This is a genomic window from Nocardia sp. NPDC052566 (assembly GCF_044547285.1).
Lineage (GTDB): Bacteria > Actinomycetota > Actinomycetes > Mycobacteriales > Mycobacteriaceae > Nocardia.
The window spans coordinates 233,896-256,096 of the sequence record NZ_JBIUAF010000007.1 but is presented as its reverse complement, the minus strand read 5'-3'; the positions used below and the strand labels follow the sequence as shown (position 1 = coordinate 256,096).

General features: G+C 69.1%; 19 protein-coding genes. 9 read left to right on the top strand and 10 right to left on the bottom strand.

The genetic code is table 11. The features are described 5' to 3' along the window. Positions 1 to 36 precede the first annotated feature (36 nt). Genes ACIG5A_RS35815 through ACIG5A_RS35800 form a run of 4 tightly spaced genes read right to left on the bottom strand, consistent with a single transcriptional unit; the run spans position 37 to position 5,520 of the window. Positions 37 to 918: a hypothetical protein gene (locus ACIG5A_RS35815; RefSeq protein ID WP_397248464.1), complete on the bottom strand. Its 882-nt coding sequence runs from the start codon at positions 916 to 918 to the stop codon at positions 37 to 39. Then, complete coding sequence (locus ACIG5A_RS35810; RefSeq protein WP_397248462.1) at positions 908 to 3,445, bottom strand: protein kinase; 2,538 nt, start codon at positions 3,443 to 3,445, stop codon at positions 908 to 910. The genes ACIG5A_RS35815 and ACIG5A_RS35810 overlap by 11 nt, the downstream gene beginning before the upstream one ends. 54 nt (positions 3,446 to 3,499) lie before the next feature. Next, on the bottom strand, positions 3,500 to 4,192 hold the full coding sequence (locus ACIG5A_RS35805) for a response regulator (RefSeq protein WP_397248460.1): 693 nt from the start codon (positions 4,190 to 4,192) through the stop codon (positions 3,500 to 3,502). Beyond that, on the bottom strand, positions 4,189 to 5,520 hold the full coding sequence (locus ACIG5A_RS35800; protein ID WP_397248458.1) for a sensor histidine kinase: 1,332 nt from the start codon (positions 5,518 to 5,520) through the stop codon (positions 4,189 to 4,191). The genes ACIG5A_RS35805 and ACIG5A_RS35800 overlap by 4 nt, the downstream gene beginning before the upstream one ends. Positions 5,521 to 5,675: 155 nt before the next feature. Between ACIG5A_RS35800 and ACIG5A_RS35795 the strand changes: the two genes are divergently transcribed. From ACIG5A_RS35795 to ACIG5A_RS35785, 3 genes are read left to right on the top strand one after another with little or no spacing between them, the layout of a single operon-like run. Beyond that, positions 5,676 to 5,996 (top strand): hypothetical protein, encoded by a 321-nt coding sequence (locus ACIG5A_RS35795; RefSeq protein WP_397248456.1) that lies wholly within the window; start codon positions 5,676 to 5,678, stop codon positions 5,994 to 5,996. 26 nt (positions 5,997 to 6,022) lie between these two features. After that, entirely contained in the window at positions 6,023 to 6,748 is a 726-nt protein-coding gene (locus ACIG5A_RS35790; protein WP_397248454.1) for an ABC transporter ATP-binding protein, read from the top strand. Then, positions 6,745 to 9,237, top strand: coding sequence for an FtsX-like permease family protein (locus ACIG5A_RS35785; RefSeq protein WP_397248452.1), 2,493 nt, complete (start codon positions 6,745 to 6,747; stop codon positions 9,235 to 9,237). The genes ACIG5A_RS35790 and ACIG5A_RS35785 overlap by 4 nt, the downstream gene beginning before the upstream one ends. Positions 9,238 to 9,242: 5 nt before the next feature. On the opposite strand, the gene ACIG5A_RS35780 is transcribed toward ACIG5A_RS35785, so the two are convergent. Further along, a complete protein-coding gene (locus tag ACIG5A_RS35780) occupies positions 9,243 to 11,093 on the bottom strand; it encodes a serine/threonine-protein kinase (protein ID WP_397248450.1) in 1,851 nt (616 codons plus the stop codon). 348 nt (positions 11,094 to 11,441) lie between these two features. Between ACIG5A_RS35780 and ACIG5A_RS35775 the strand changes: the two genes are divergently transcribed. Beyond that, entirely contained in the window at positions 11,442 to 12,341 is a 900-nt protein-coding gene (locus tag ACIG5A_RS35775) for a hypothetical protein (RefSeq protein ID WP_397248448.1), read from the top strand. Positions 12,342 to 12,356: 15 nt separating this feature from the next. On the opposite strand, the gene ACIG5A_RS35770 is transcribed toward ACIG5A_RS35775, so the two are convergent. Beyond that, positions 12,357 to 13,022 carry a response regulator gene (locus tag ACIG5A_RS35770; RefSeq protein ID WP_397248446.1) on the bottom strand — a complete coding sequence of 222 codons (666 nt, stop codon included), beginning with the start codon at positions 13,020 to 13,022 and terminating at the stop codon, positions 12,357 to 12,359. An 82-nt stretch (positions 13,023 to 13,104) separates the two neighbouring features. Beyond that, the gene (locus tag ACIG5A_RS35765) at positions 13,105 to 14,652 is read right to left on the bottom strand and encodes a histidine kinase (RefSeq protein WP_397248444.1); all 1,548 of its coding nucleotides are present in this window, start codon (positions 14,650 to 14,652) and stop codon (positions 13,105 to 13,107) included. A gap of 168 nt (positions 14,653 to 14,820) precedes the next feature. On the opposite strand from ACIG5A_RS35765, the gene ACIG5A_RS35760 reads away from it, so the two are divergent. The 4 genes from ACIG5A_RS35760 to ACIG5A_RS35745 all read left to right on the top strand — a co-directional run bounded on the left by ACIG5A_RS35760 (position 14,821) and on the right by ACIG5A_RS35745 (position 18,871). Next, a complete protein-coding gene (locus ACIG5A_RS35760) occupies positions 14,821 to 15,570 on the top strand; it encodes a hypothetical protein (RefSeq protein ID WP_397248442.1) in 750 nt (249 codons plus the stop codon). Between the two features lie 344 nt (positions 15,571 to 15,914). Beyond that, positions 15,915 to 17,255 carry an alpha/beta-hydrolase family protein gene (locus tag ACIG5A_RS35755; protein ID WP_397248440.1) on the top strand — a complete coding sequence of 447 codons (1,341 nt, stop codon included), beginning with the start codon at positions 15,915 to 15,917 and terminating at the stop codon, positions 17,253 to 17,255. Between the two features lie 96 nt (positions 17,256 to 17,351). Next, positions 17,352 to 17,795 (top strand): SRPBCC family protein, encoded by a 444-nt coding sequence (locus ACIG5A_RS35750; RefSeq protein ID WP_397248438.1) that lies wholly within the window; start codon positions 17,352 to 17,354, stop codon positions 17,793 to 17,795. A 149-nt stretch (positions 17,796 to 17,944) separates the two neighbouring features. Next, the gene (locus ACIG5A_RS35745; RefSeq protein WP_397248436.1) at positions 17,945 to 18,871 is read left to right on the top strand and encodes an SDR family NAD(P)-dependent oxidoreductase; all 927 of its coding nucleotides are present in this window, start codon (positions 17,945 to 17,947) and stop codon (positions 18,869 to 18,871) included. Positions 18,872 to 18,925: 54 nt separating this feature from the next. Here ACIG5A_RS35745 and gatA read toward each other — a convergent pair whose 3' ends face one another. Next, positions 18,926 to 20,398 (bottom strand): Asp-tRNA(Asn)/Glu-tRNA(Gln) amidotransferase subunit GatA, encoded by a 1,473-nt coding sequence (gene gatA, locus ACIG5A_RS35740; protein WP_397248433.1) that lies wholly within the window; start codon positions 20,396 to 20,398, stop codon positions 18,926 to 18,928. Beyond that, entirely contained in the window at positions 20,395 to 20,694 is a 300-nt protein-coding gene (gatC, locus tag ACIG5A_RS35735) for an Asp-tRNA(Asn)/Glu-tRNA(Gln) amidotransferase subunit GatC (RefSeq protein WP_397249427.1), read from the bottom strand. The genes gatA and gatC overlap by 4 nt, the downstream gene beginning before the upstream one ends. Positions 20,695 to 20,981: 287 nt before the next feature. Here gatC and ACIG5A_RS35730 point away from each other — a divergent pair, with 287 nt between their 5' ends. Continuing rightward, entirely contained in the window at positions 20,982 to 21,632 is a 651-nt protein-coding gene (locus ACIG5A_RS35730; protein ID WP_397248431.1) for an amino acid-binding protein, read from the top strand. A gap of 29 nt (positions 21,633 to 21,661) precedes the next feature. Here ACIG5A_RS35730 and ACIG5A_RS35725 read toward each other — a convergent pair whose 3' ends face one another. Continuing rightward, positions 21,662 to 22,168 (bottom strand): GNAT family N-acetyltransferase, encoded by a 507-nt coding sequence (locus ACIG5A_RS35725; protein ID WP_397248429.1) that lies wholly within the window; start codon positions 22,166 to 22,168, stop codon positions 21,662 to 21,664. Between the last annotated feature and the right edge of the window lie 33 nt (positions 22,169 to 22,201).

Here is a 22,201-nt window from a genome sequence, read left to right as displayed (position 1 = left end):
GGGTGTCACCGTTACCTGGTCAAGTCGTTTCGATGGTCAGGCCGTGCAGTTACCGCCGGGGATCTCGGTCAGGTGCTGGGAGATCAGCGTGGCCATCCTGTCCAGCAACGTCATACCGTCGCCGAATACTCCCGAATCGGGTTGCGCGGCAAAGGCGACCGCGATCCGGCCGCCCTGGGTCGGCATCACACCGAACTGCCTGACCAGGTACGCGCCCGAGAGATCGGGTCCCCAGCCGCCTTTGAACTCGGCGCCGGCGAACGCGCCGAGACCCCAGCGCTGCGCGGGAACGACCTGTTCCATCAGTGTGGTCACCGCGGAGGTCTGCGGCAGGCACGGTAGTCGGGAGGCGAACCGGACCTGATCGGTGAGCGCCCAGTCCGCCTGGCCGAACGCCGAGGCGTCCTGCCTGGTCTTGGTCGCGGGCACGGTGGTCTTGCTGTCGCCGCCCTCGCGCAGCACCGCCTCCACCGCCTGCGCCGCCTCCTGGCTCGAGCCGAGCGACTGCCACAGGGTGTCGGCGGCGGTGTTGTCGGACTGGGTGATCGCCGCCGAGGCGGCGTAGGTCGAGGTGCCGGGATTGCGGCGCAGCGCGGCGACGGTCAGCGGGATCTTCATCGTCGACCAGGCGGGCCCGGTGCTCCAGTTGCCGAAGGTCAGCGGCTGCTGCCCGCCGAGCGGCATGATCGCCAAGCCGATCTTGCCTTTCACCCCGGCCTGTAGTTCGGCGAATCCGGCGGCCAGCGTGCCGGGGATGGTGATCGACAGGCCCTGCTGCTCGGTCTTGGCCGCGGCCTCGGTGATGGCGTTCTCGGCGGACGGGGTGCGCGCGGTATTGGTCGCACACGAGGTCGATACGAGCAGCACGGCCAGCGCGACGCCGCGCAGCACCGAACGGAAACGTCTGTCAGTAGACATAAACCACCGCGTTCTCACCGCCGCTGCAGGTGACCAGTTGGCCGTCGGCGGTGCAATTCATCGTGTAGGTCCGGCCGGTGACCGGACTTGTCGCGACCACCGAACGCGGGCCCTGGCCCGCGACATTGGTGGCCGTACTTGATTCGGCGTAGACGCGGCGGACTTCCTCGGCGAACTCACAGCTCGTCACGGGGGTGCCTGCCGCGGCCTGGGTCAATCGGCCCGCGCCCGGCTGGCCTTGGGAGCAGCGCTTGGCGCCCGGCGGCAAGGCGACCGGGGTCGCCGACCCGGACGTCGGGGGCGGGGTCGTCGCGCGGCCGGGTGTCGGCGCGGTCTGCACGGGCGGATTCGACGCACTGCCCGGATGGGTTTCGGCGGCGGTGTTCTCGGAGTTCTTCGAGCCGAGTGCCTGCCAGCCGACCACGCCACCGACGGCGAGCACGACGACCGCGAGCACACCGATCACGATGGGCAGCACGATCGATCGGCGACCGGAGGACGGCGGGTACGGATCGTCGGCGTAGTCCGCGTCATCGTCGTAGTCGTCGTAGCCGGGTGCCGGGCGCGCGTCCTGGTATCCCGCGGCCTGCGGGTGACCGTACTGCGGCGGCTCCTGGTACGCGGGCGCCTGCCAGGTGCCCGACGCCGGGTCCGAATAGGCCTGCGGCGGTTGATAACTCTCCTGCTGGCCCTGGGGCTCGTCGTAGCCTCGCGGTTCCGGGTAGTGCCGCGTCTCGTCGTACTGCGGATCCGCGTAGTGCTGTTCCTGGTACGGCTGTTCGGGATACGGCTGCCGGGGGTACTGCTCCTCGGGCGACTGCCCCGGCTGATACTGCTGGGTCTCCGCGTGCCGCCGTTGCGCGTACTGATCATCTGCGAACGGGTCATACGGCTCGTCGGCGTATCGCTGTTCGGGGTATTGCGGTTCCCCGTACCGCTCCTCGGGAAACTGCTGCTCCGCGTACTGCCGAGTCTCGGCATGGCGCTGCTGCTGCGCGAACGGGTCATCCGCCGGTTCCGCATACGGCTGTTCCGAGTACCGCTGCGTCTCGGCATGGCGCTGCTGCTGCGCGAACGGATCTTCCGCGAACGACTGCTGCGGGTACTGCTGTGTCTCCGCGTGCCGTTGCGCAAATGGCTCCTCCGCGAACGACTGCTCCGCGAACGACTGCTGCGTCTCCGCGTGCCGGTGCTGCGGCGCGAGTGGCTCTTCCGCATACGGCTCTTCCGCATACGGCTGACCCGAATACTGCTGTGTCTCAGCGGCTCGCTGCTGCTCGGGCTGCCGGTCGTAGTACTGCTGGATCGGAAACTGCTGCGACGGCGGCTGATGATCGTAGTACTGCTGCTGCGGATACTGCTGCGGCGCTTGGTCGGGCGGGCTCTCCTCGTACAGATGCGCGTCCGGGAACGGCCGCACCGGCGGCGTCGGCTCGTACTGCGCGGGCGGTCCGAAGGGGGCGGCGGCGGGCTGCGGGCGCGTGGCCGGCGGCAGCGGCGTGAACTGAACTTCGGTGGGCCGCACCACCGTCGGCCCGCTCGGATGGATCACCGCGGAGATCTCCCCGGTGTGCTCCGGCGGCAGCAGGCTCGCCGCGACGGTCGGCTCCGCACCCGGCATCCGCGACGGATCCGGCGGCCGCACCACTAGCGTCGGCCCGGTCTTCACCGGAGCGGTGCCCGCCAGCACGGCGCGCGCGGCCTGCGCGAGCCCACTGGCCGTCGGATACCGGTCGGCGGGATCCTTGGCCATCCCGCGCGAAATCACCTCGTCCAGCGCGGCGGGAACGCCGGGCCGCTGCACGCTCGGTCGCGGCGGCGGATCGGAAAGATGGGACCTGATCAGCACATTCATACTCGCCGCCGGGAACGGCGCCGCGCCGGTGAGGCATTCGTGCAGCACGCAGGCCAGTGAGTAGATATCGGCGCGCCCGGTCACCTGGCCGGAGTCGAAGCGCTCGGGGGCCATGTAGATGTAGGATCCGACGGCCATCCCGACGATGGTCACCGCGGCGTCGCCCTCGGTGTGCGCGATGCCGAAATCGGCCAGGTAGGCGAAATCGTTGTCGGTGACCAGGATGTTGGCCGGTTTGATATCGCGGTGCACCAGCCCGCCCGCGTGCGCGGCGTCCAGCGCGGCGGCGATCTGCTCGATGATGCCGACGGCGCGGCCAGGGGTCATCGGCCCCTGAGTCCGCAGCAGCGTGCGTAGATCGACGCCCGGCACCAGCCGCATGTCGATGAACAGCACACCGTCGATCACGCCCCAGTCGTGGATCGGGATGACGTGCGGTTCGGCGAGCCGGGCCGCCGCCTGCGACTCGCGGCGGAAACGCACCTGGTACACCGGGTCTTTGGCAAGTTCCTCGGAGAGCAACTTGACCGCGACGACCCGGTCTTTGACCGTGTCGTAGGCCTCGTAGACCTCCCCCATTCCCCCTCTGCCCAGCAACGACCGCAATTCGTACGGCCCGAACCGTGTACCGGTTCTCGGCCCAGGTGCCACCACCCCGTCGTTCCTCCACATCCCGGGCGGCGAACGCACCCTTGGATCTCATGGTTCGCGATCGGAGCCTGCCCGTCAAAGAGTGGATTCTCCGGGTGTGACCACCCCGTGGTCAAACGCAAACACGATCGCGGCGGCCCGATCTCGCAGGTCGAGCTTGCCGAATATGTGTCCGACATGGCTTTTCACGGTGACTTCCGAGATGCCTAATTCCCGCGCGATTTCCGCGTTCACCCGGCCGCGCCCGATCAGTTCGAGCACCTCGTATTCGCGCGCGGTCAGCTCACCGAGACGCGCGTCGCGGCGCGGCGGCACCGGGCGCACGGTGCGATAGGCGGACAGCACCCGCCCGGTGACCGACGGGTCGAGCCAGGCGCCGCCGGTGGCCACCGTGCGCACCGCGCGGATGAGGTCCTCGGCGGGCGAATCCTTGAGGATGAACCCGGCCGCGCCTGCGCGCAGCGCACCGGAGAGCAGCTGGTCGTCGTCGAAGGTGGTGAGCACGAGCACCGGTGGCGCGCCGCTCGATCCGCGCAGCCGCTTGGTGGCGTCGATGCCGCCGACCCGTTTCATCCGCAGATCCATCAGCACCACATCGGGGCGGTCGGCCGCGACCGCGGCGGGCACCTCGTCGCCGTCGGCGCATTCGGTGACCACGAAACCGTCACGCCGCCGCAGGATCCGGCGCAGGCCGCCGCGGACCAGTTCCTGATCGTCGACCACGAGCACGGCGACCGCGTCCTCGTTCGCCTGCGGCGCGGCGGTCATGCGCCGGTCCCGTGCAGCAGGCCGGGGAAGACCGGGCACGCCAGGCCGCCACGCGACGGGGTGAGCGGGAACTGCGCACGCACCGACCAGCCGTCGTCGAACGGCCCCGCCGACATCCGGCCGCCGAGCAGCTCGGCACGCTGGCGCATGCCCGACAAGCCCATCCCGCCAACGGATTCCACCGGCAATCCGGCGGGGAGTGTGTTGTCGACGACGAGCCCCACCGCGGCGGCGTTCACCGCGAGCCGTACGGTCACCGTCGCACCCGGCGCGTGTTTGACCACATTGGCCAGCGACTCCTGTCCGATCCGATACAGCGCGAGCCCGACCGCGGCGGTCACCGTGCTGATCTCGCCCGTGCATTCGTAGCGCACACACAGGCCCGCGCGTACGAAATCACCGACCAGATCGTCGAAGTCGCCGAGCCCCGGCTCCGGTGCGCTGCTCGACGGGCGTGCGTCGAGCAGCCCGACCGTGCGCCGGATATCGGCCATCGCCTGGCGGCCGAGTCGCTCGGCATCGGTCAGCGCGTCCACCGCCTCGTCGACGTCGCGGTCGGTCTGCAATGCGTGCCTGGCCGCGGTGAGGTGCAGCAGCGTGACGCTCAGCGAATGCGCGATGACGTCGTGCACCTCGCGGGCGATGCGGCGGCGCTCCTCGTCGGCGGCATGCGCGGCGCGCACCTCCTGATACTCACGCTCCTGATACAGATATTTGCGCTGATATTGCAACATCACTCCGACCATCCAGCCGAGCGTCACGCAGACGACGTATATCGGCAAGCCCTGGAAGCGCGTGCCGGGGGAATTCCACAGCAGGTGACCGTTCAGATCGAAGGCGAGCAGCTCCAGGATCGCGACCGCGGCGTAGGCCGCGCTCACCCGCTTCCTGGCAATGGCCGCGACCTCACCCGCCGCGACGACCAGCAGGTACGGCGCGAAATCCGAGGAGGCGGGCTGCAGCAGGAACACCGCGACCGCGGCCAGACCGCCGACACCGAGCATCAGCGGATGCGGCACCACCCGGGCGAAGCAGAACAGCGGCACCGACGGGTACAGCAGCACGAGCGCCAACAGTGGCAGCGCGCTCGGGAAGTAGCTGTGCCGCTGCCCGATGGCGGCCAGTCCGATGATCAGGTTGGCGACATCGGCGATGACGATGATGGCGGGCGGATAGTCGTACGGCAGTTCTTCCAGGATGCGGCGATAGACCCGTACCGGATGGCGCAGCAACACCCGCAACCGGTCCCGGATGCTCCCGATCTCGCGAAAAGGCACAGCCGCCGGGCGAGCGCCCACCGACGATCCCGTGGTGTGGATCACATCCATCGTCCCAGGTTATCCGGCCTGTCCCGGCGCGCGCATCGTGCCGGAAAAGGGCGCCGCCTCCTACCACGGTAGGAGGCCGATTCGAGTCCACGGCACGAAGACACCGCCGTACGGCGTCCGTAGCGTCGTCACCGAATCAACGGAAGGCGAAGGCCATGTCCTGGGAAGATCAACACACAAGAACCCGCATCGTGCACACCGTGCTCACCCGCGCGGCGGCCGATCCGGACCGTCCCGACCTGTTCTCGGATATCCCGGAACTGGAACGGCTGTTCGGTGGCGCCGACGGTGTACTGCTCGCATTGCGCTACCGGTGGAACAACCACTTCGACGCGAAAATGGACCAGGCACAGCAGCAGGGCCAGACGGCGATGGAGGCGTATCTCGAACTCGCCGCCGAACAGCCTGTGCTGCGCGCCGTACTCGACGCCCAGTATCGTCGCCGACAATCCCAGTCCGAGGCGATGGCACGCTGAGGCACTGGGCGACAAGGGAGAACGCCATGTTGGAACCGGCCATGCTGGAACTTTCGGAGATCGTCAAGGAATATCGCGTCGGGGGGCAGACCGTACGCGCACTGGACACCATCGACCTGCGCATCGAATCGGGCGAATTCACCTCGATCATCGGACCTTCCGGCTCCGGCAAGAGCACGCTGCTGCATCTGCTCGGCGCGCTCGACAGCCCGGATTCCGGTTCGATCAGGTTCAGGGGCGAGGAGATCGGCGCACTCGACGAGGAGCGGCAGTCCGAATTCCGCCGCCACCACGTCGGTTTCGTGTTCCAGTTCTTCAACCTGCTGCCCACGCTGTCCGCGTGGGAGAACGTAGCGATTCCGAAGTTGCTCGACGGCACCGGATTACGCAAGGCCAAGCCGCGTGCGCTGGAACTGCTCGACCTGGTCGGGCTCGGCGATCGCGCCGAGCACCGGCCCTCGGAGCTGTCCGGCGGGCAGATGCAGCGGGTGGCCGTGGCGCGCGCGCTGATCATGGATCCACCGCTGATCCTGGCCGACGAACCGACCGGCAACCTGGACTCCAAGACCGGCGCCGCCATCCTGGAACTGCTGGGTGAGATCGCGGGCAACGGCAATTCGGTGGTGATGGTGACCCACGACATGGGCGCGATCGAATACTGCGACCGGGTGGTCACGCTGCGTGACGGGCGAATCGGCGCCAACGACAAGGTCGAGCGGACCATCGGCGCCGAGCGGACGGTCAGCGCATGATCCAGGCAGGCTGGGATCGCCTGCGGCTGTTCAACATCGGCGAACTACTCGCCCACCGCGGCCGGACCCTGCTCTCGCTCGTCGTGATGGGGGTTTCCGCGGGCTTGCTCGTCGCGGTGCTGAGCATCTCCGGCTCGGTCACCGGATCGGTGGACAAGCTGACCCAGAGCCTCGGCGGCAACGCGGCGCTGGAGATCACCGGCGTGACCGACGCCGGCTTCGATCAGCAACTGCAGCAACGGATCGCGGCCACCCCCGGGGTGGACAAGGCGGTGCCGATGCTGCGCGCCTCGCTCGGCGGCGGCGCGGACCGGGCGCTGCTGATCGGCGCGGATCAGAGCATCGCCGCGCTCGGCAGCGAATTGACCGGGCCGATGGGCACATTCGGCCTGAAGCTGTTCACCACACCAGACAGCGTCCTCGTCGGCGCGGCGATGGGGAGGGCCGAGGGTGAGCAATTCCAGCTCGGCAACCACACCGTCACCGTCATCGGCGTACTGGACGGCGCGACCTCCAAGCAGCTCAACGGCGGGCATATCGTCGCGACCACGCTCGGGCGGGCGCAGGCGCTGACGAATCGCGCGGGCCGATTGGATTCGCTGCAGATCATCCCCACGGCGGGAACGGATATCGAGACACTGCGCGCGGAGCTGACCAGGGTGGTCGACGGGCGCGCGGTGGTCGCCGATCCCGGTCTGCGCACCGCGCAGGCGAGCGGCGCGATTCAGCTCATCCGGTATTCCACGCTGATGTCGTCGTTCGCGGCATTGATCGTGTCGGGCTTCCTGATCTACAACGCGATGAGTATGGCCGTGGCACAACGCAGGCCGACGCTGTCGCTCCTGCGCGCCATCGGCGGCAAGCGCGGCCCCATGGTGCGCGATCTGCTGATCGAGGCCGCGCTGCTCGGCGTGCTCGGCGGCGCGGTCGGCGCGGTGGCCGGAATCTTCATGGGCCGCATCACGATCGGCACGCTGCCCGCCGCGATCGTGCAATCGGTCGAGGCGCGCACCGAGTATTCGGTGCCCGGCTACGCGATCCCACTCGCGATCGCGGCCTGCGTGGTGGCCAGTGTCGGCGCGGCGGCCATCGCCGCCAGGCAGGTGTACAAGGTCGAGCCGATCGAGGCGCTCGTCCCGGTCGGCGTCGGCACCTCGGATACGGTGAGCCCGCTGTTGCGCTGGGGCTCGGTCGTTCTCGGCATCGGCATGATCGGCGCCGCGATCGTCATCGCGAAGGTCGACCTCGGCCGCCTCTCGCTGGCCGCCATCTCGCTGTCGATCACCGCGGGCATCGTGCTCTGCTTCGCCGCCACCGGACCGATCGTCCGCGGCACCGCGGCGGTGGCCCGATTGTTCAGCGCCCCAGGGGCACTCGGCGCGACCACGCTGGAACGCGCGCCGCGCCGCGTCTGGGCGACCGCGATGACCGTGATGATCGGCGTCGCCGCCACCGTCGCCATGGGCGGCGCGTCGCGCAATATGGTCGATTCGGCCACCGCGACATTCACCGATCTGGCCAAGACCGATATCTACGTCAGCCCGACCCCGATGGAAACCTTCCCCACCGGCCCGCTGCTGCCGACCGGATTGGTCGACCAGATCAAGGCGGTGCCCGGAGTGGGCGAGGTGGTGCCCGCGCAGATGGCCTTCGCCACCCTCGGCACGGGAAGGGTGATGCTGCAAGGGTTCTCGCCGCGGACCACCGGCAGCTTCACCGCCGCGGTCGCCAAACCGATCCTGAACAGGCTCTCCGCGGGTGAGGGCGTCGTCATCTCCCGCGATGTCGCGCGATCGCTGAACGTCGTCGCGGGCGACCAGGTCACGCTGCCGACGCCGACCGGCGAGCACCGTGCCGAAGTGCTGCAGGTGATTCCGTACTTCTCGGTCGTCGCGGGCGTGGTGATCATGGATCTGAACCTGATGCGGCAGTGGTACGACCGGCCGGGCGAGACGATCGTCAATGTCAACGTGACACCGGGCGCGGACCGTGCCGCGGTGCTCGCCGCGGTACGGCAGACGGTGCCGAAGGAGATGTACGTGACCACCGGCAGTGACGCCGTCGTCGCGGTCTCCTCCGGTGTGCGGCAGGGCGCGGCGCTCAGCGCGGGCATCCTCTGGATCGTGGTGCTGGTCTCCACCGTCGCGCTGCTCAACACGCTGATGCTGTCGGTGCTGGAACGCCGCAGGGAACTGGGTGTGCTGCGGGCCATGGGCACCAGCCGCAAATTCCTGCTGCGCTCGGTGCTCGCCGAGGCGGCGGGCATCGGATTGCTCGGCGGCGCCATCGGTCTCGTGGTCGGTATCGGCGTGCAGTACCTGGCTACCGTCGCCATCGGGCACGCCATGACCATCGACATCGTCTACCAGCCCAGCCCGCTGATACTCGCCTACGCCGTCATCGCGCTCGGCCTCGCGCTGCTCGGATCCATTCCACCCGCGCTGCGGGCGGCGCGGATGCCGATCGTGGAGGCGCTCGCGGTCGACTGAGACCGCTACAGCGGCACGTCGGCGCACCAGGTACGCCACTGCGCCGACGACAAGCCGAGGGTCGAGGTGGTCAGCTTGTCGGTGAGCGTGACGTGCGCGAAGAACAGGAAGCTCGACTTCGCCGGATCGTTCTCGAAGCTGACCACGTAGAACGCCTCCGGGAAGGTGGCGTTCGACGTGTCCTGCCAGCGGTAGGCGCTCACCGACTTGCCGCCCTTGGTCTCGGTGGTCTTGGTGTTCGCGGGCAACGAGCGCACCGCGGCCTGCGCGTCGGCGGGTGACTTGAAGGCGATCGCGAGAAAGTCGGGCTCGCTGGTCGGCGTACCCCAGCAGTTCCAGCCGCTTGCCCAGTTCTTGAAGTCGGGCACATCGCTACTGCCGGACAGTTTGTCGCCACCCTTGTTGGTGCTGAAGAAGCACTTCTTGTTGTGGTAGCCGTCGCCGTAGCCGGAGTTGTACTTGATCTCCACCTGCGGCACCACCTGCGGGAACGCCTTGCCGAGCGCCTGCGGTTCGGTGGGCGAGCCCGCGGCGGCGGGCGCGCCCGACGACTTGCCCGAGGACGTGCTCGACGCGGTCGTCGCCGGGGATTCCGAACCGCTCACGTTCGCGATGATGACCACCGCGACAACGATCACCACCAGCACCGCCGCGCAGATCCCCACGATCAGACCGGTATTCGAGCCCTGCCTGCGCGGCGGCGGTGTGCCGTACGGCGTGGCCGTCGGGAAGTTCGGCGGCGGCGGGAACTGCTGACCGGCGGCGGGTTGCGGAGCGAACGGCGCGGCGGGTTGCGCATAGGCGGGCGGCGGTGGCGAATATCCTTGCCCCGCTGCTTGATCCACGGCGCCGTACGCGGGCGCGGGCGCCGCATACCCGGGCACCGCATCCTGCGGGCCGAACTGCGGCGCCGAATAGCCCTGCACCGGAACGGGTCCCGGCGTCGGGACCGGCGGCGCGGGCTGGGCGGACACGGCGGCGGAATAGGCGACCGGTTGCGGCATAGCGGGATTCGCGACGACGGTCGCGGTGAGTGCCTGCCGCGCCGCGGCGGCGAATTCGGAACAGGACGCGAACCGATCGACGGGCCGCTTGGCCATCGCCCTGGCGAGCACCAGGTCCAGCGCCGGATTCAGCCCGTGCCGCTTGCTGCCCACCGGCGGCGGCGCCAGCTGCAGATGCCCGCGGATGATGTCGGCAGGATTGGGCGCGTCGAACGGGCCGGAGCCGGTGAGCAGCCAATACAGCGAGCACGCCAGCGAGTACTGGTCCGAACCGTGGTCGACGTGCGCGCCGGTCATCTGCTCCGGCGACGCGTAGGCCAGCGTCGCGGTGAACATGCCGGTCTGCGTCAGGTGCGTGGAATCCTCACGCAGCCGCGCGATGCCGAAATCGGTGAGGAAGACCCGCTCGCTCTTGCCGCCGCCCGAGCGCGCGAGCATGATGTTGGCCGGCTTGACGTCCCGGTGCAGCACGCCCATGCCGTGCGCGTAATCCAGCGCAGCGGCAACGCCTTCGATGATCTGCACCGCCCGCTCCGGCGGCAGGTTCTGCGGATTCACCGTCGCCGCGTCGATACCGTCGACGTACTGCATGCTGATCCACAGCTGCTCGTCCTCGGTGCCACGGTCGTACACCGCGACGATGTTCGGGTGGTCCAGCTGTGCCGCCAGATCGGCCTCGCGCTCGAATCTGGCCCGCACCTCGGCATCGGCGAACAGCTCACGGTTCAACAGCTTGAGCGCGGTCTGCCGCGGCAGCCGCGGATGCCTGGCCAGGTAAACCGACCCCATCCCGCCCTGCCCGAGCATGCGCTCGATGGCGAATCCGGCGAAAACATCACCACTGTTCAGCACAACGCCCCCCTTCCGGTGACCTGCGGCGGTCCGACCCGTGACCGCCTCGACGCGCACTAGCTGACCATGTCGAGCGACCTGCGAGCAGTCGCTACGGCTTCTGGAGCCTATCCAACACGGTCCGTTCACCGCTCCCGCGCCCGGCCAGGTGACCTGCTGGCCACGCTGTTTCGAATTCTCCGCGAAAATCGGCGAAACTGTGTACAAGTCATCATCGCAGGCGTTGCTGTCGCGGCAACGCGGCGACGATGTCCCGACGCCGGATCACCGATCCGGCGGCGCCATGGGTTAGTTTTGCACCGCCGACGAACTGCGGGTAGCCGCAGTGGTGGTGGGGAGGACGCGGTGGTGGGTTCTACGGAAACAGGTTCTGCGGGGCGCTCGCTGCGGCGTGGCGCCGTGCTCGCCGCCCTCGTCGCGCTGACCTCGTGCAGCTTGTTACCCGGAAGCCCGAAACCGACCGCACCGCCGCCACCGACGATCGACTCGTCGGCGCACTGGCGCCCCGGCCTGTCGGTGGCGCTGCCCGATTCGCTCGCCGCCGATTTCATCCAGCTGCAGCCGACACTGCGCGGACAGGTCGGGATGGCGATCATGCCGGTCGGCGGCGGCCGGATGACCATCTTCGGCGACTGGACCAGCGGCATCGCCTGGTCGACCATCAAGGTGCCACTCGCCATGGCCGCGCTGCGCCACGATCCCGGCGAATCCGTCGCCGAGGAGGCCGAGGCCGCGATCACCGTCTCGGATAACGATGCGGCCGAGGCGCTCTGGGAGTCGCTCGGCGACGGGCTGGAGGCGGCGCGCGCCGTGCAGGACGTGCTCGACGAGGCGGGCGATGCCACCATCGGGCTCGCCGGTCCGCGCACCCACCTGGACTACACCGCGTTCGGCGAGACCGAATGGACGCTGGCCAACCAGGTCCGCTTCGCCTCGCGGCTGCCGTGCCTGCCGCAGTCGGAGCGGGTGACGCAACTGATGGGCGAGATCACGCCGACCCAGGCCTGGGGCCTCGGGGTGATCAGCGGGTCCGCCTTCAAGGGCGGCTGGGGTCCCGACGACGAGACCGGCATCTACACCGTGCGTCAGTTCGGCCTGGTGCCGACCCCGTCCGGCCAGGTCGCGGTAGCCCTTGCCGCCGTGGCGGATTCGGGCGAGTACGAGGACGCCACCGCCATCCTCACCCGGCTCGGCGCGCTGCTGTCGATGCACCTGCCCGAGCTGCGCGGCGGCGGCTGCCCGCACTGATCGGCGCCCTATCGATCAGCCGGGCGTGACCAACCCGGATTCGTAGGCGAGCACCACCGCCTGTGCCCGGTCGCGCAGGTTCAGCTTCGAGAACACCTTGGACACATGGGTTTTCACGGTCTGCTCGGCGACGAACAGCGTCTCCGCGATCTCGGTGTTGGACATGCCCTTGGCGATCAGCTCGAGCACCTCGCGCTCACGCGGGGTCAGCGACGCCAGCGCCGGGGCCGGCTTGACCCTGGCGGCGCTGCGGCGGCTGGTGACATCGGCGATGAGCCTGCGGGTGACCGTCGGCGCGAGCAGCGCCTGTCCGTCGGCGACCACACGCACCGCGCGCACCAATTCCTCCGCGGGCGCGTCCTTGAGCAGGAATCCGCTCGCGCCGATGCTGAGCGCCTCGTACACGTAGTCGTCGATGTCGAAGGTGGTGAGCATCAATACCCGCACCGGCGGATCGAAACCGGCCGCCAGGATCGCCCGCGCCGCGTCGAGCCCGTTCATCTCCGGCATGCGCACATCCATCAGCACCACATCGGGCCGCAACCGCTTGGCCTCGGCCACCGCGATCTTCCCGTCGGGTGCGTCGCCGACCACGCTGATATCGGACTGCGCGGCGAGCAGGGCACCGAACCCCTGCCGCACCATCGCCTGATCATCGGCGATCAACACCGTTATAGCCACCGTGTGAGCTTAGATGTTGGCGCGCAAGCAAGTCAGGGTGACCGTGTCGACGCCGAGTCGATGGTTCGCTCGCCGCGCCCGCTCACGACGACGCGACGGCGGGCCCCGGCGCGGCGTCGGTGGCGAAGGTCTCGCCGGTGACCGAGCTCAGCGGCAGCCGGGCGACAACCTGGAATCCGCCGTCCTGGCGCGGGTCCGCGGTGATCTGACCGCCGACCGCGAGCGCCCTGGCACGCATGCCCGCGATGCCGTGACCGCCGTTGCCGACCGGGCGGGCCGCGGTGGCGCCGGGGCCGTTGGCGACCGTCAGGTGTACCTCCAGTCCGATGACGATGCGCACCTGGACGGGCGCGCCCGGCGCATGGCGGGACGCGTTGGACAGCGACTCCTGGACGATGCGGAACAGGGCAAGACCGGTGGTATCCGGTACGACGGCCAGCTCGCCGTCCACCGTCCAGGTGATGTCGACACCGGCGCGGCGGGCGCCGTCGAACAGGCTCAGCACGTCGGCGGCCTTGGGTTGCGGTGTGGTTTCCGGCATTTGGCCGTCGCTGCGCAAAACGCCGAGCATGCCGCGGATTTCGTTCAACGCCTCGCGGGCGGTCGCGCCGATCGACTCGAATTCCGCTCGGGCCTCCGGGGTTACGCCCTCGACGCGGTACGGCGCCGTCTGTGCCTGCACCACGACGAGCGACATGTGGTGCGCCACCACATCGTGCAGGTCACGGGCGATGCGCGCCTTCTCTTCCAGGATGGCGCGGCGGGCGCGCTCGACCTCGTTCTCCTCCTCCTTGCGCAGCAACTGCTGGCGCGACTGCACCAGCCAGCGCACAAGCAGCGCGAGCAGCACGACCGCCGCCAGCGAGATCGGCCACGTCCACGACGAGCCCGCGAGATCGCCGCCCGCCATCGTCGTCGCGAACAGCAGCGAGGTCGCGGCCCAGACGAGCCCGACGATCTGCGGTGTCGCGCGCATGGCCACCCCGAACAGCAGGAAGTTCAGGCAGACGACCTGCACGACCTGGAAGGGCATGTCGTTGCCCGGCTGATGCGGGATCGCGAGCGCGATGAGCAGCGCCGAACCCGCCGAAATGGCCCAGCCCAGTGCCGGATTGATCCGCAGCAGCAGCACCGGGAAGGCGGCGAGCGCGGCGAACAGCGGCTGCACCGCCGCGGGCACCGCGTGGGTGAGATGCAGCGTCGGCCAGGCGACGGCGAAGAACACGATCGCGAGCAGCACGGTGAGCACATCGACCGTGAGGCGCGGGTCGAGCCGCTTCAGAAGCCAGGGCCTGCGCTGCTGTTCGGTCACCCGCCCAGTCTCCTCGCCCGCCGATCCCGGCGCGCTCGCGGCCTGTCGCACCTGCTCGACCGACTTCGCGGCGGCGGCCCTGGCCTGCTTCATCTGCCTGCCCGACGCCGACCGCGCCTGCTTCAGCCGCTTATCGAGCGCTTTGCGCGCCTGTTCCTGCTGCTTGTGCGCCTTGCGCTTGGCCCGCCCGCGCAGTGGTTTCGCCGTGCTCAGCGCCTGTTCGGCCTGCTCGATGTCCGCGGGCCGAACTCCCACCTCGGTGGAGGCATGCCTGTCCTGCTCGTCTCCCTGGTTTCGGGCACGCCTGATCAGCTTCATGCTTCGACAGTAGAAACCGCACAGTCGCATCGTCCTCATACCCACGGGTGAATTCCCGCCCAGTACCCCGGTGGCACACCCTCCCCTCGCTCACCCGGCGGCACGGCGGCCGAAACCGTTCTCCGGCGTGAGGTCGGCCGGTGCTGCTGATTCATAGCGTCACTAACCATGAGCACACCGACCGCGCCGCGCACAGAAACCGCCGTCAGCCCCCGGTCCGCGTCCACCGCGCTGCGCCGCTGCGCGGCGGCGACCGCGGTGGCGCTGACGACCATGGCGGCGACCGTCGTGCTCGCACCGCAGTCCTCGGCCGCGGCGGTGACCGCACCGATGCAGAACCTGCGGGCCAGCGCCGCGGTCACCGAGCTCACCGCGGGCGGTCCCGGCCTCGCCACCGATATCCCCGACGACTTCACCAGCACGTTCGGCTACCGGCCGACCCTCGTCGACGGTCTGCTGGCCAACCCGCAGGGCGACTGCTCCTCGCCGGTGCCGCTGCCCGCCGTCTTCAATACCGCGTGCAAGGCCCACGATCTCGGCTACGACCTGCTCCGCTATGCCGACCAGCGCGGCGAGCCACTCGGCCCGTGGGCCCGCCAGGCACTGGACACCACCCTGGCCACCCGCATGCACGAGGCCTGCGGCGCCTATGACGAACCGTTCGCCCGCGCGGGCTGCGACGCCATGGCCACCATCGCCAACACCGCCGTCGACCTGAACTCCCGCCGCCAGCACTACGGCGCCCCGGTGGTCGAAACCCTTTTCGGAGCGAAGGTTTCCGGCTCCACCCCGAACGGTCCCCTACTCGCCATCCTGGCCACCGGCCTCCTCGGCTTCGCGATGATCATCGCCACCCTCCGCCGAGCCCGCCCCCGCACCTCGACGAATTCCGCAGCAGCACTGGAGGTTCAGCCGTGACCCGGCCGACACACACCGCTCGCCCGACCAGGCCGATCACCGGCGACCACGAGCTACAGCGCCCGACAGCCACCGGCCGCCATCGGGAAAACCATCGAACGGCAGCAGGCGCCAACTCCGATCGCCGCAGCCACGCACCCGTCGGTGACCCAACGGGCCCGAGAGCAGAGCCATCGGCGGCGGTCGGCGCGACACCACAATTGGTCGAGACTCGCGCAGCCGCGCAAGGCACAACTATTGATTCGACGGCGGACGGCTCGCAACCCAGGATCCCGGCGGGCCAATCGGCGCGCATGTCGATGGGTGGCGCCAAGACAGCGACGTCGACCGAGAAAGTGGCGCGTATGTTGTCAGCGGTGGTGCGGCCGCGGGTCGGGACATCCGCGGGAATCGGGGTCGGGGTGTTGATGTCGTTGGCGCCCGGGCTGTTGCCTCGGACGCCCGGAGCGCAGGCGGTGGTTACCGGGTTGCTTGCGGCGATCACGTTGGGTGTCGCGGGGGTCGTGCGGTATCTGGTGCGGCGGTTCGGGATTGATGTGGATCGGGTGACGGCTCGGTGGCGGGTGCCGGTGCTCGTGGTGATGGCGGTGCTGATTGCCGGGGCTGCGGTGCGGGCGAGTTACTGGCAGAACGGGCTGCGGGCGGCGATGGGGACGGCGCCGATCGGGGCCGACTATTGGCTGCGATGCGGGTTCGGTGCCGTGGTGATCCTCGGGGTGCTCACCGGGGCGGTGCGCGGAATCCGGTGGGGGCTGCGCAAGTTGGGGTGGATGCGCGGTGCGGCGGTCGGGCTTGTCGCGGCCGCCGTTGTGTATCTCGTCGGCGTGCCGACGGTCGTGGACTGGCGGCGCGAAGCGTATGCGGCGGCCAACGCCACGATGGATCCCGCTCTGGTGCAACCCGTTTCGTACACCCGCTCGGGCAGTAGCGAATCGGCGGTCAGCTGGGTGTCGCTGGGGTCCGAGGGGCGGCGATTCGTCACCGGATCGCCCGCCGGACCGATCCGGGTCTACGTCGGGCTGGAGTCCGCACCGGATCTGGATTCCCGTGTCGCCCTTGCGCTTCGGGAGCTGGAACGCTCCGGTGGGTTCGACCGGTCGAATATCGTTGTCGCGGTGCCCACCGGGTCGGGCTGGATCGATGCCAATGCGGTGGCCGGGTTCTCCGAACGTTTCGGTGGCGACGCGGCACTGGTCGGGTTGCAATACTCCTACGCACCCAGCTGGGCAACCTTCCTGTTCGGCCGCGACGATGCCGTCGCCTCGGCGCGCGCGCTGTTCACCGCGCTGGAGAACCGGATTCGCACGATGGAGCGCAAACCGAAGCTCTATGTCTACGGCCAGAGCCTCGGCGCGCTCGGCGGCAGCGCCATCTTCGCCGACGACGCCGACCAGGCCCGCCGCACCTGCGCCGTCCTCTGGGCCGGACCGCCCGCGGGCGACGTCCACCGCGCGGGCGCGACCGTGCTGTCCAACAGCTCCGACCCGGTCGTCCACTGGTCCCCCGCTTTACTCTGGCGCGCACCGGATCTCAGCCACACCCGCACCGACGCGCCGATCCCCCGCTGGCTCCCGGTCGTCAGCTTCGTCCAAGCCACCGCCGATCTCCTCGCCGCCCTCGACGCCCCGCCCGGCCACGGTCACCGCTACGGCACGGACCAGGGCACCGCCCTCGGCACCTGCTGACAGGTGAGCGGCATAGCTCGGATGAGCGCTATGGGCCTCCGCCGATATCGTCGCGGCATGTTGCCCCGCCTTAGAACTTGTTCTAACTTTGCCGCCATGACCTTTGTCATCGACGCCAGTTTCGAGATCGACGTGCCCGCCGAGGTGGTGTGGCAGGTGATCACCGACCTCCCCCGATACGGCGAGTGGAACACCTTTTGCAGCGAATGCCGCAGCACGCTGGTGCCGGGTGAGCCGATCGACATGCTGGTACATCTCGGGTCGTCACCGCGCCGCCAGCGCGAGTGGATCCGCACGCATACCCCGGGCCAGGAGTTCAGCTACGCGATGAAGCCGGTGCCACTCGGCGCCCTGCGCAGCCTGCGCCGGCACCGAGTCACCCCGCTCGGCCCGAACCGCACCCGCTACGAATCCCACTTCGAAATCGCGGGCTGGCTCCAGCCGGTGGTCACCGGCCTGCTCGGCACCACCCTGCGCCGCGGCTTCGCCGCCATGACCACGGGCATCGAACAGCAAGCCACCCGCCTCCACACCCCCTGACCGAGCACCACCCCCGCCGCGCGGCGCAGGTGGAAGCGGTGTGAGCAGCGACACCTACGAGACGGACCGTCTCGTCTTGACTCACGATGCGCGCTTGGGCATAGTTTCCCTCAACGAGACGGATCGTCTCGCGACGAGAGGAGCAAGCAATGACCAGAACATGGTTCATCACCGGCGCCAACCGCGGACTCGGCCGGGCCTTCACGGAGGCCGCGCTCGCCCAGGGCGACCGCGTCGTCGCGACCGCTCGCAACCCCCGGTCCATGGCCGATCTCGACGGCGATCGACTCACCGTGCTGCCCTTGGATGTTCGCGACCGCGATCGCGTGATCGCCACCGTGAACCAGGCATTCGAGGTGGCCGGCTCGATCGACGTGATCGTCAACAATGCCGGGTACGGTCTGGTCGGGGCGCTCGAAGAGCTGACCGAGGCACAGATCCGCGACCAGATGGACACGAACTTCTATGGCGCACTGTGGGTATCGCAGGCCGCCGTGCCGCATCTGCGCAAGCAGGGCTCCGGGCACATCGTGCAGATCTCGACCGTCGGCGCGGTCGGCAGCCTGCCGCTGTTCAGCATGTACAACGCGAGCAAGTGGGCACTGGAGGGATTCAGCGCCTCGCTCGCGGATGAGCTGCGCCCCTTCGGCATCGCGGTCACCCTGGCACAGATGGGTGGCTTCGACACCGACTGGGCGAAGTCGAGCATGAAGTTCGCGACCGCCGATCCCGCCTACTCGGAGGTGCGCACGGGCATCCTCGGCATGCCGGACTACCCGGACGCCGCCATGCTCGCCGCGGCGGCCGAACAGTCCGGACCCGATGCCGACACGGCCGAATCAGACACGGCAGGGACCGAAGCCAACGCAGCAGGGGCCGAAACCGATGCGGCGGAGCCGGAATGGCGTGAGGCCGCTCCCGAGGTCGGCGCGGCGGCACTGATCGAGCTGGTGAACATGCCGAATCCCCCGCTGCGCAAGGTGATCGGACCCGGTGCACACCAGATGGTCGCGATGGCACTGGATCAGCGCCGCCAGGACTACCTGACGGACCCCGGGTTCGCCTGGCCCGCGTAAACGCGGGAACGCGAATGGCCGCACCGCCCGACGGCAGTGCGGCCATTCGGTGTATCAGGCGATCGGGCCGCGCGCGGTTTCGTAGGCGGCGGCGACGCGGTACAGGCGATCGTCGGCCAGCGCGGGCGCCATGATCTGGAAGCCGACGGGCATACCGTCGTCCTTGCTCAGCCCCGACGGCACCGACATGCCGGGGTGACCCGCCAGGTTGCTCGGCAGGGTGCACAGATCGGACAGGTACATGGCCAGCGGGTCGTCGACCTTCTCGCCGAGCTTCCACGGGGTGAACGGGCTCGTCGGCGAGACGAGCACGTCGACCTGCTCGTAGGCCTTGTCGAAGTCGCGCGCGATGAGCGTGCGCACCTTCAGCGCCTGACCGTAGTAGGCGTCGTAGTAACCCGCCGACAGCGCGTAGGTGCCGATCATGATGCGGCGCTTGACCTCGGGACCGAATCCGGCCGCGCGGGTGGCCGCCATCACCTGTTCGGCGCTGTGCCGACCGTCGTCGCCGACCCGAAGGCCGTAGCGCATCGCGTCGAAGCGCGCCAGGTTCGACGACACCTCACTGGGCATCACCAGGTAGTACGAGGCGAGCGCGTATTCGAAGTTCGGACAGGACACTTCGACCACCTCGGCGCCGAGCTTGGTCAGCACCTCGACCGCGTCGTCGAACGAGGAGATGACGCCCGGCTGGTAGCTGTCGGAGTGAAGTTCCTTCACCACACCGACTTTCACGCCGCGCAGATCACCCTTGGCGCCCTCGATGGCCGCGGCGACCACCGGCGGCACCGGCACGTTGCGCGAAGTGGAATCGCGCGGGTCGTAGCCGGCGATCACCTCGTGCAGCAGCGCGGTGTCGAGCACCGTGCGCCCGCACGGGCCGCCCTGGTCCAGCGAGGACGCGCACGCGATCAGGCCGTACCGCGACACCGTGCCGTAGGTCGGCTTGGTGCCGACCGTCGCGGTCACCGCGGCGGGCTGGCGGATGGAGCCGCCGGTATCGGTGCCGATGGCCAGCGGCGCCTGGTGAGAGGCGAGCGCGGCGGCCGAACCGCCGCCCGAACCACCCGGAATCCTGGTGGTATCCCACGGATTACGGGTCGGACCGTAGGCGGAGTTCTCGGTGGACGAGCCCATGGCGAACTCGTCCATATTGGTCTTGCCGAGGATCGGGATGCCCGCCGCGCGCAGCCGCGTGGTCAGCGTCGCGTCGTAGGGCGACATCCAGCCCTCGAGGATCTTCGACGCGCAGGTGGTCGGCATATCCGTGGTGGTGAAGACGTCCTTGAGCGCCAGCGGAACTCCCGCAAGCGGCGAGGCCGGTGCGGCGCCCGCGGTCAGCTCCGCGTCGACGGCGGCGGCCGCCGACAGCGCCTGATCGCCCGCGACGTGCAGGAACGCGTGGTAGTCACCATCGACGGCGGCGATCCGATCCAGGTGCGCCCGCGTCACCTCGACAGCGGACACCTCACGCCCGTGGATCTTGCCCGCCAGTTCGGCGGCCGAAAGCTGAGTCAGCTCATTCATTCGGCTTCTCCCAGGATCTGCGGAACCATGAACCGCTGCTCCTCGACCGCCGGTGCGCCGGAAAGCGCCTCGTCGGGAGTCAGGCACGGCACGACCACATCGGGCCTGGTCACATTGGTCGCCGGATTGGGCGAGGAGGTCGGCGGGACGTCCGCGGCGGCGACCTCGGAGATGGTCCGCACGTGGCTCAGGATCGAATCCAGCTGACCGGCGAACTGATCGAGTTCGGACTCGGACAGGTCGAGCCTGGACAGCCGGGCGAGGTGTGCAACCTCGTCGCGGGAGATGGCGGGCACCGCGGAACCCCTTTCGGCGTGGTTGAGCATGGTGAATCGGCCAGTGAACACCCTACCGACTGGCCACCGAGCCCCTGTCACCGCTGTCGGGACAGCAGTACGATACTCAGTGGCCAACTCCGCGACACTGTTTCGTCACCAGCGCGACACGCCACGTTGGCACGAAAGTGCCGAGTGGCGTAGATCACTGGCCGACCTTCGAGTCGATAACCGGCGTCGCGGGGTGTAAGTATTGCCAGACCCGGGTATTCGTTCGCCAGGCTCGGACGTCAAGGAAAGGAACGCACGTGTCATTCCTGCTCCGCGTGCAACTTCCGGATCGACCGGGAAGCCTCGGCGCACTCGCGCTGGCGCTCGGCTCGGTCGGCGCCGACATCCTCTCGCTGGATGTCGTCGAACGCGGCGCCGGTTTCGCCGTCGACGACCTTGTTGTCGAGGTACCGCCGAACGCACTGCCGGACACGCTGATCACCGCTGCCGAATCGCTCGGTGACGTGCACGTCGACTCGATCCGCCCCTACTCGGGCGTGCTCGACACCCATCGGGAACTCGAACTCATCGACCAGGTCGCGACCGCACGCGACGACCGGCTGCAAGTGCTGGTCGACGGCGCGCCCCGGGTGCTGCGGGTGGGCTGGAGCACCATCATCGATATGGGTCCGCAGGGCGCCTACCGCGTCGTCGGGAGCCCGAGCGCGCCTGAGACACAAGCGGGTTCGGCGCCGTGGATGCCGCTGGAGAAGCCGACCGTGCTCGATCCCGAGGCCGAGTGGGTCCCGCAGATCTGGCGCGATATGGACACCAAGCTGGCCGCGGCCCCGCTCGGCAACACCGGCAAGGTGCTGCTGCTCGGGCGGCCGGGCGGCCCCGATTTCCGTCCGTCGGAGGTCGCGCGCCTCGGCTATCTGGCCGGGATCGTCGCCACGGTGCTGGGCTGACGAAGAATCTGTGCTGACGGAGATCTGGGCTAGGAAAGCGCCAAGCGCAGCACCGTCAGCCATTCACCGGCGCCGGTCTGCCAATCCCGCTCCGGCACAGGGGCGAAACCGAAGCGGTCGTAGATGCGCCTGGCATCGGCCATGGCGGGCATGGTGGTAAGCACCACCGCGGCACAGGATTCGGCGATCGCCTGATCGATCACGGTGCGCACCAACGCCGTTCCCGCACCGAGGCCCCTGGCCTCCTTCGACACCGCGAGCATACGGAACTCCAATTCGCCGGGCCGTGCGATCTCCGCGTAGGGATTGCCCGCCGCGGCGACCGTCAGCGAGCCGACGATGCGGTCACCGTGCACCGCGACCAGGACCTCCGCCGCCGCCCCGCGATGAACGGTATCGGCGAGTTCAGCGACGTACATACTGTCGCGCTGGACGTAGCCCTCACCGACGTACACCTCGACCGTCAGCTCACCGACCGCGTCGTACTCGTCCGGCCGCGCGACGCGGATGATCAGCTCAGCATCCTGGACACCCATACCGGGCATCCTGCCATCCTTGGCCGAGTGCGC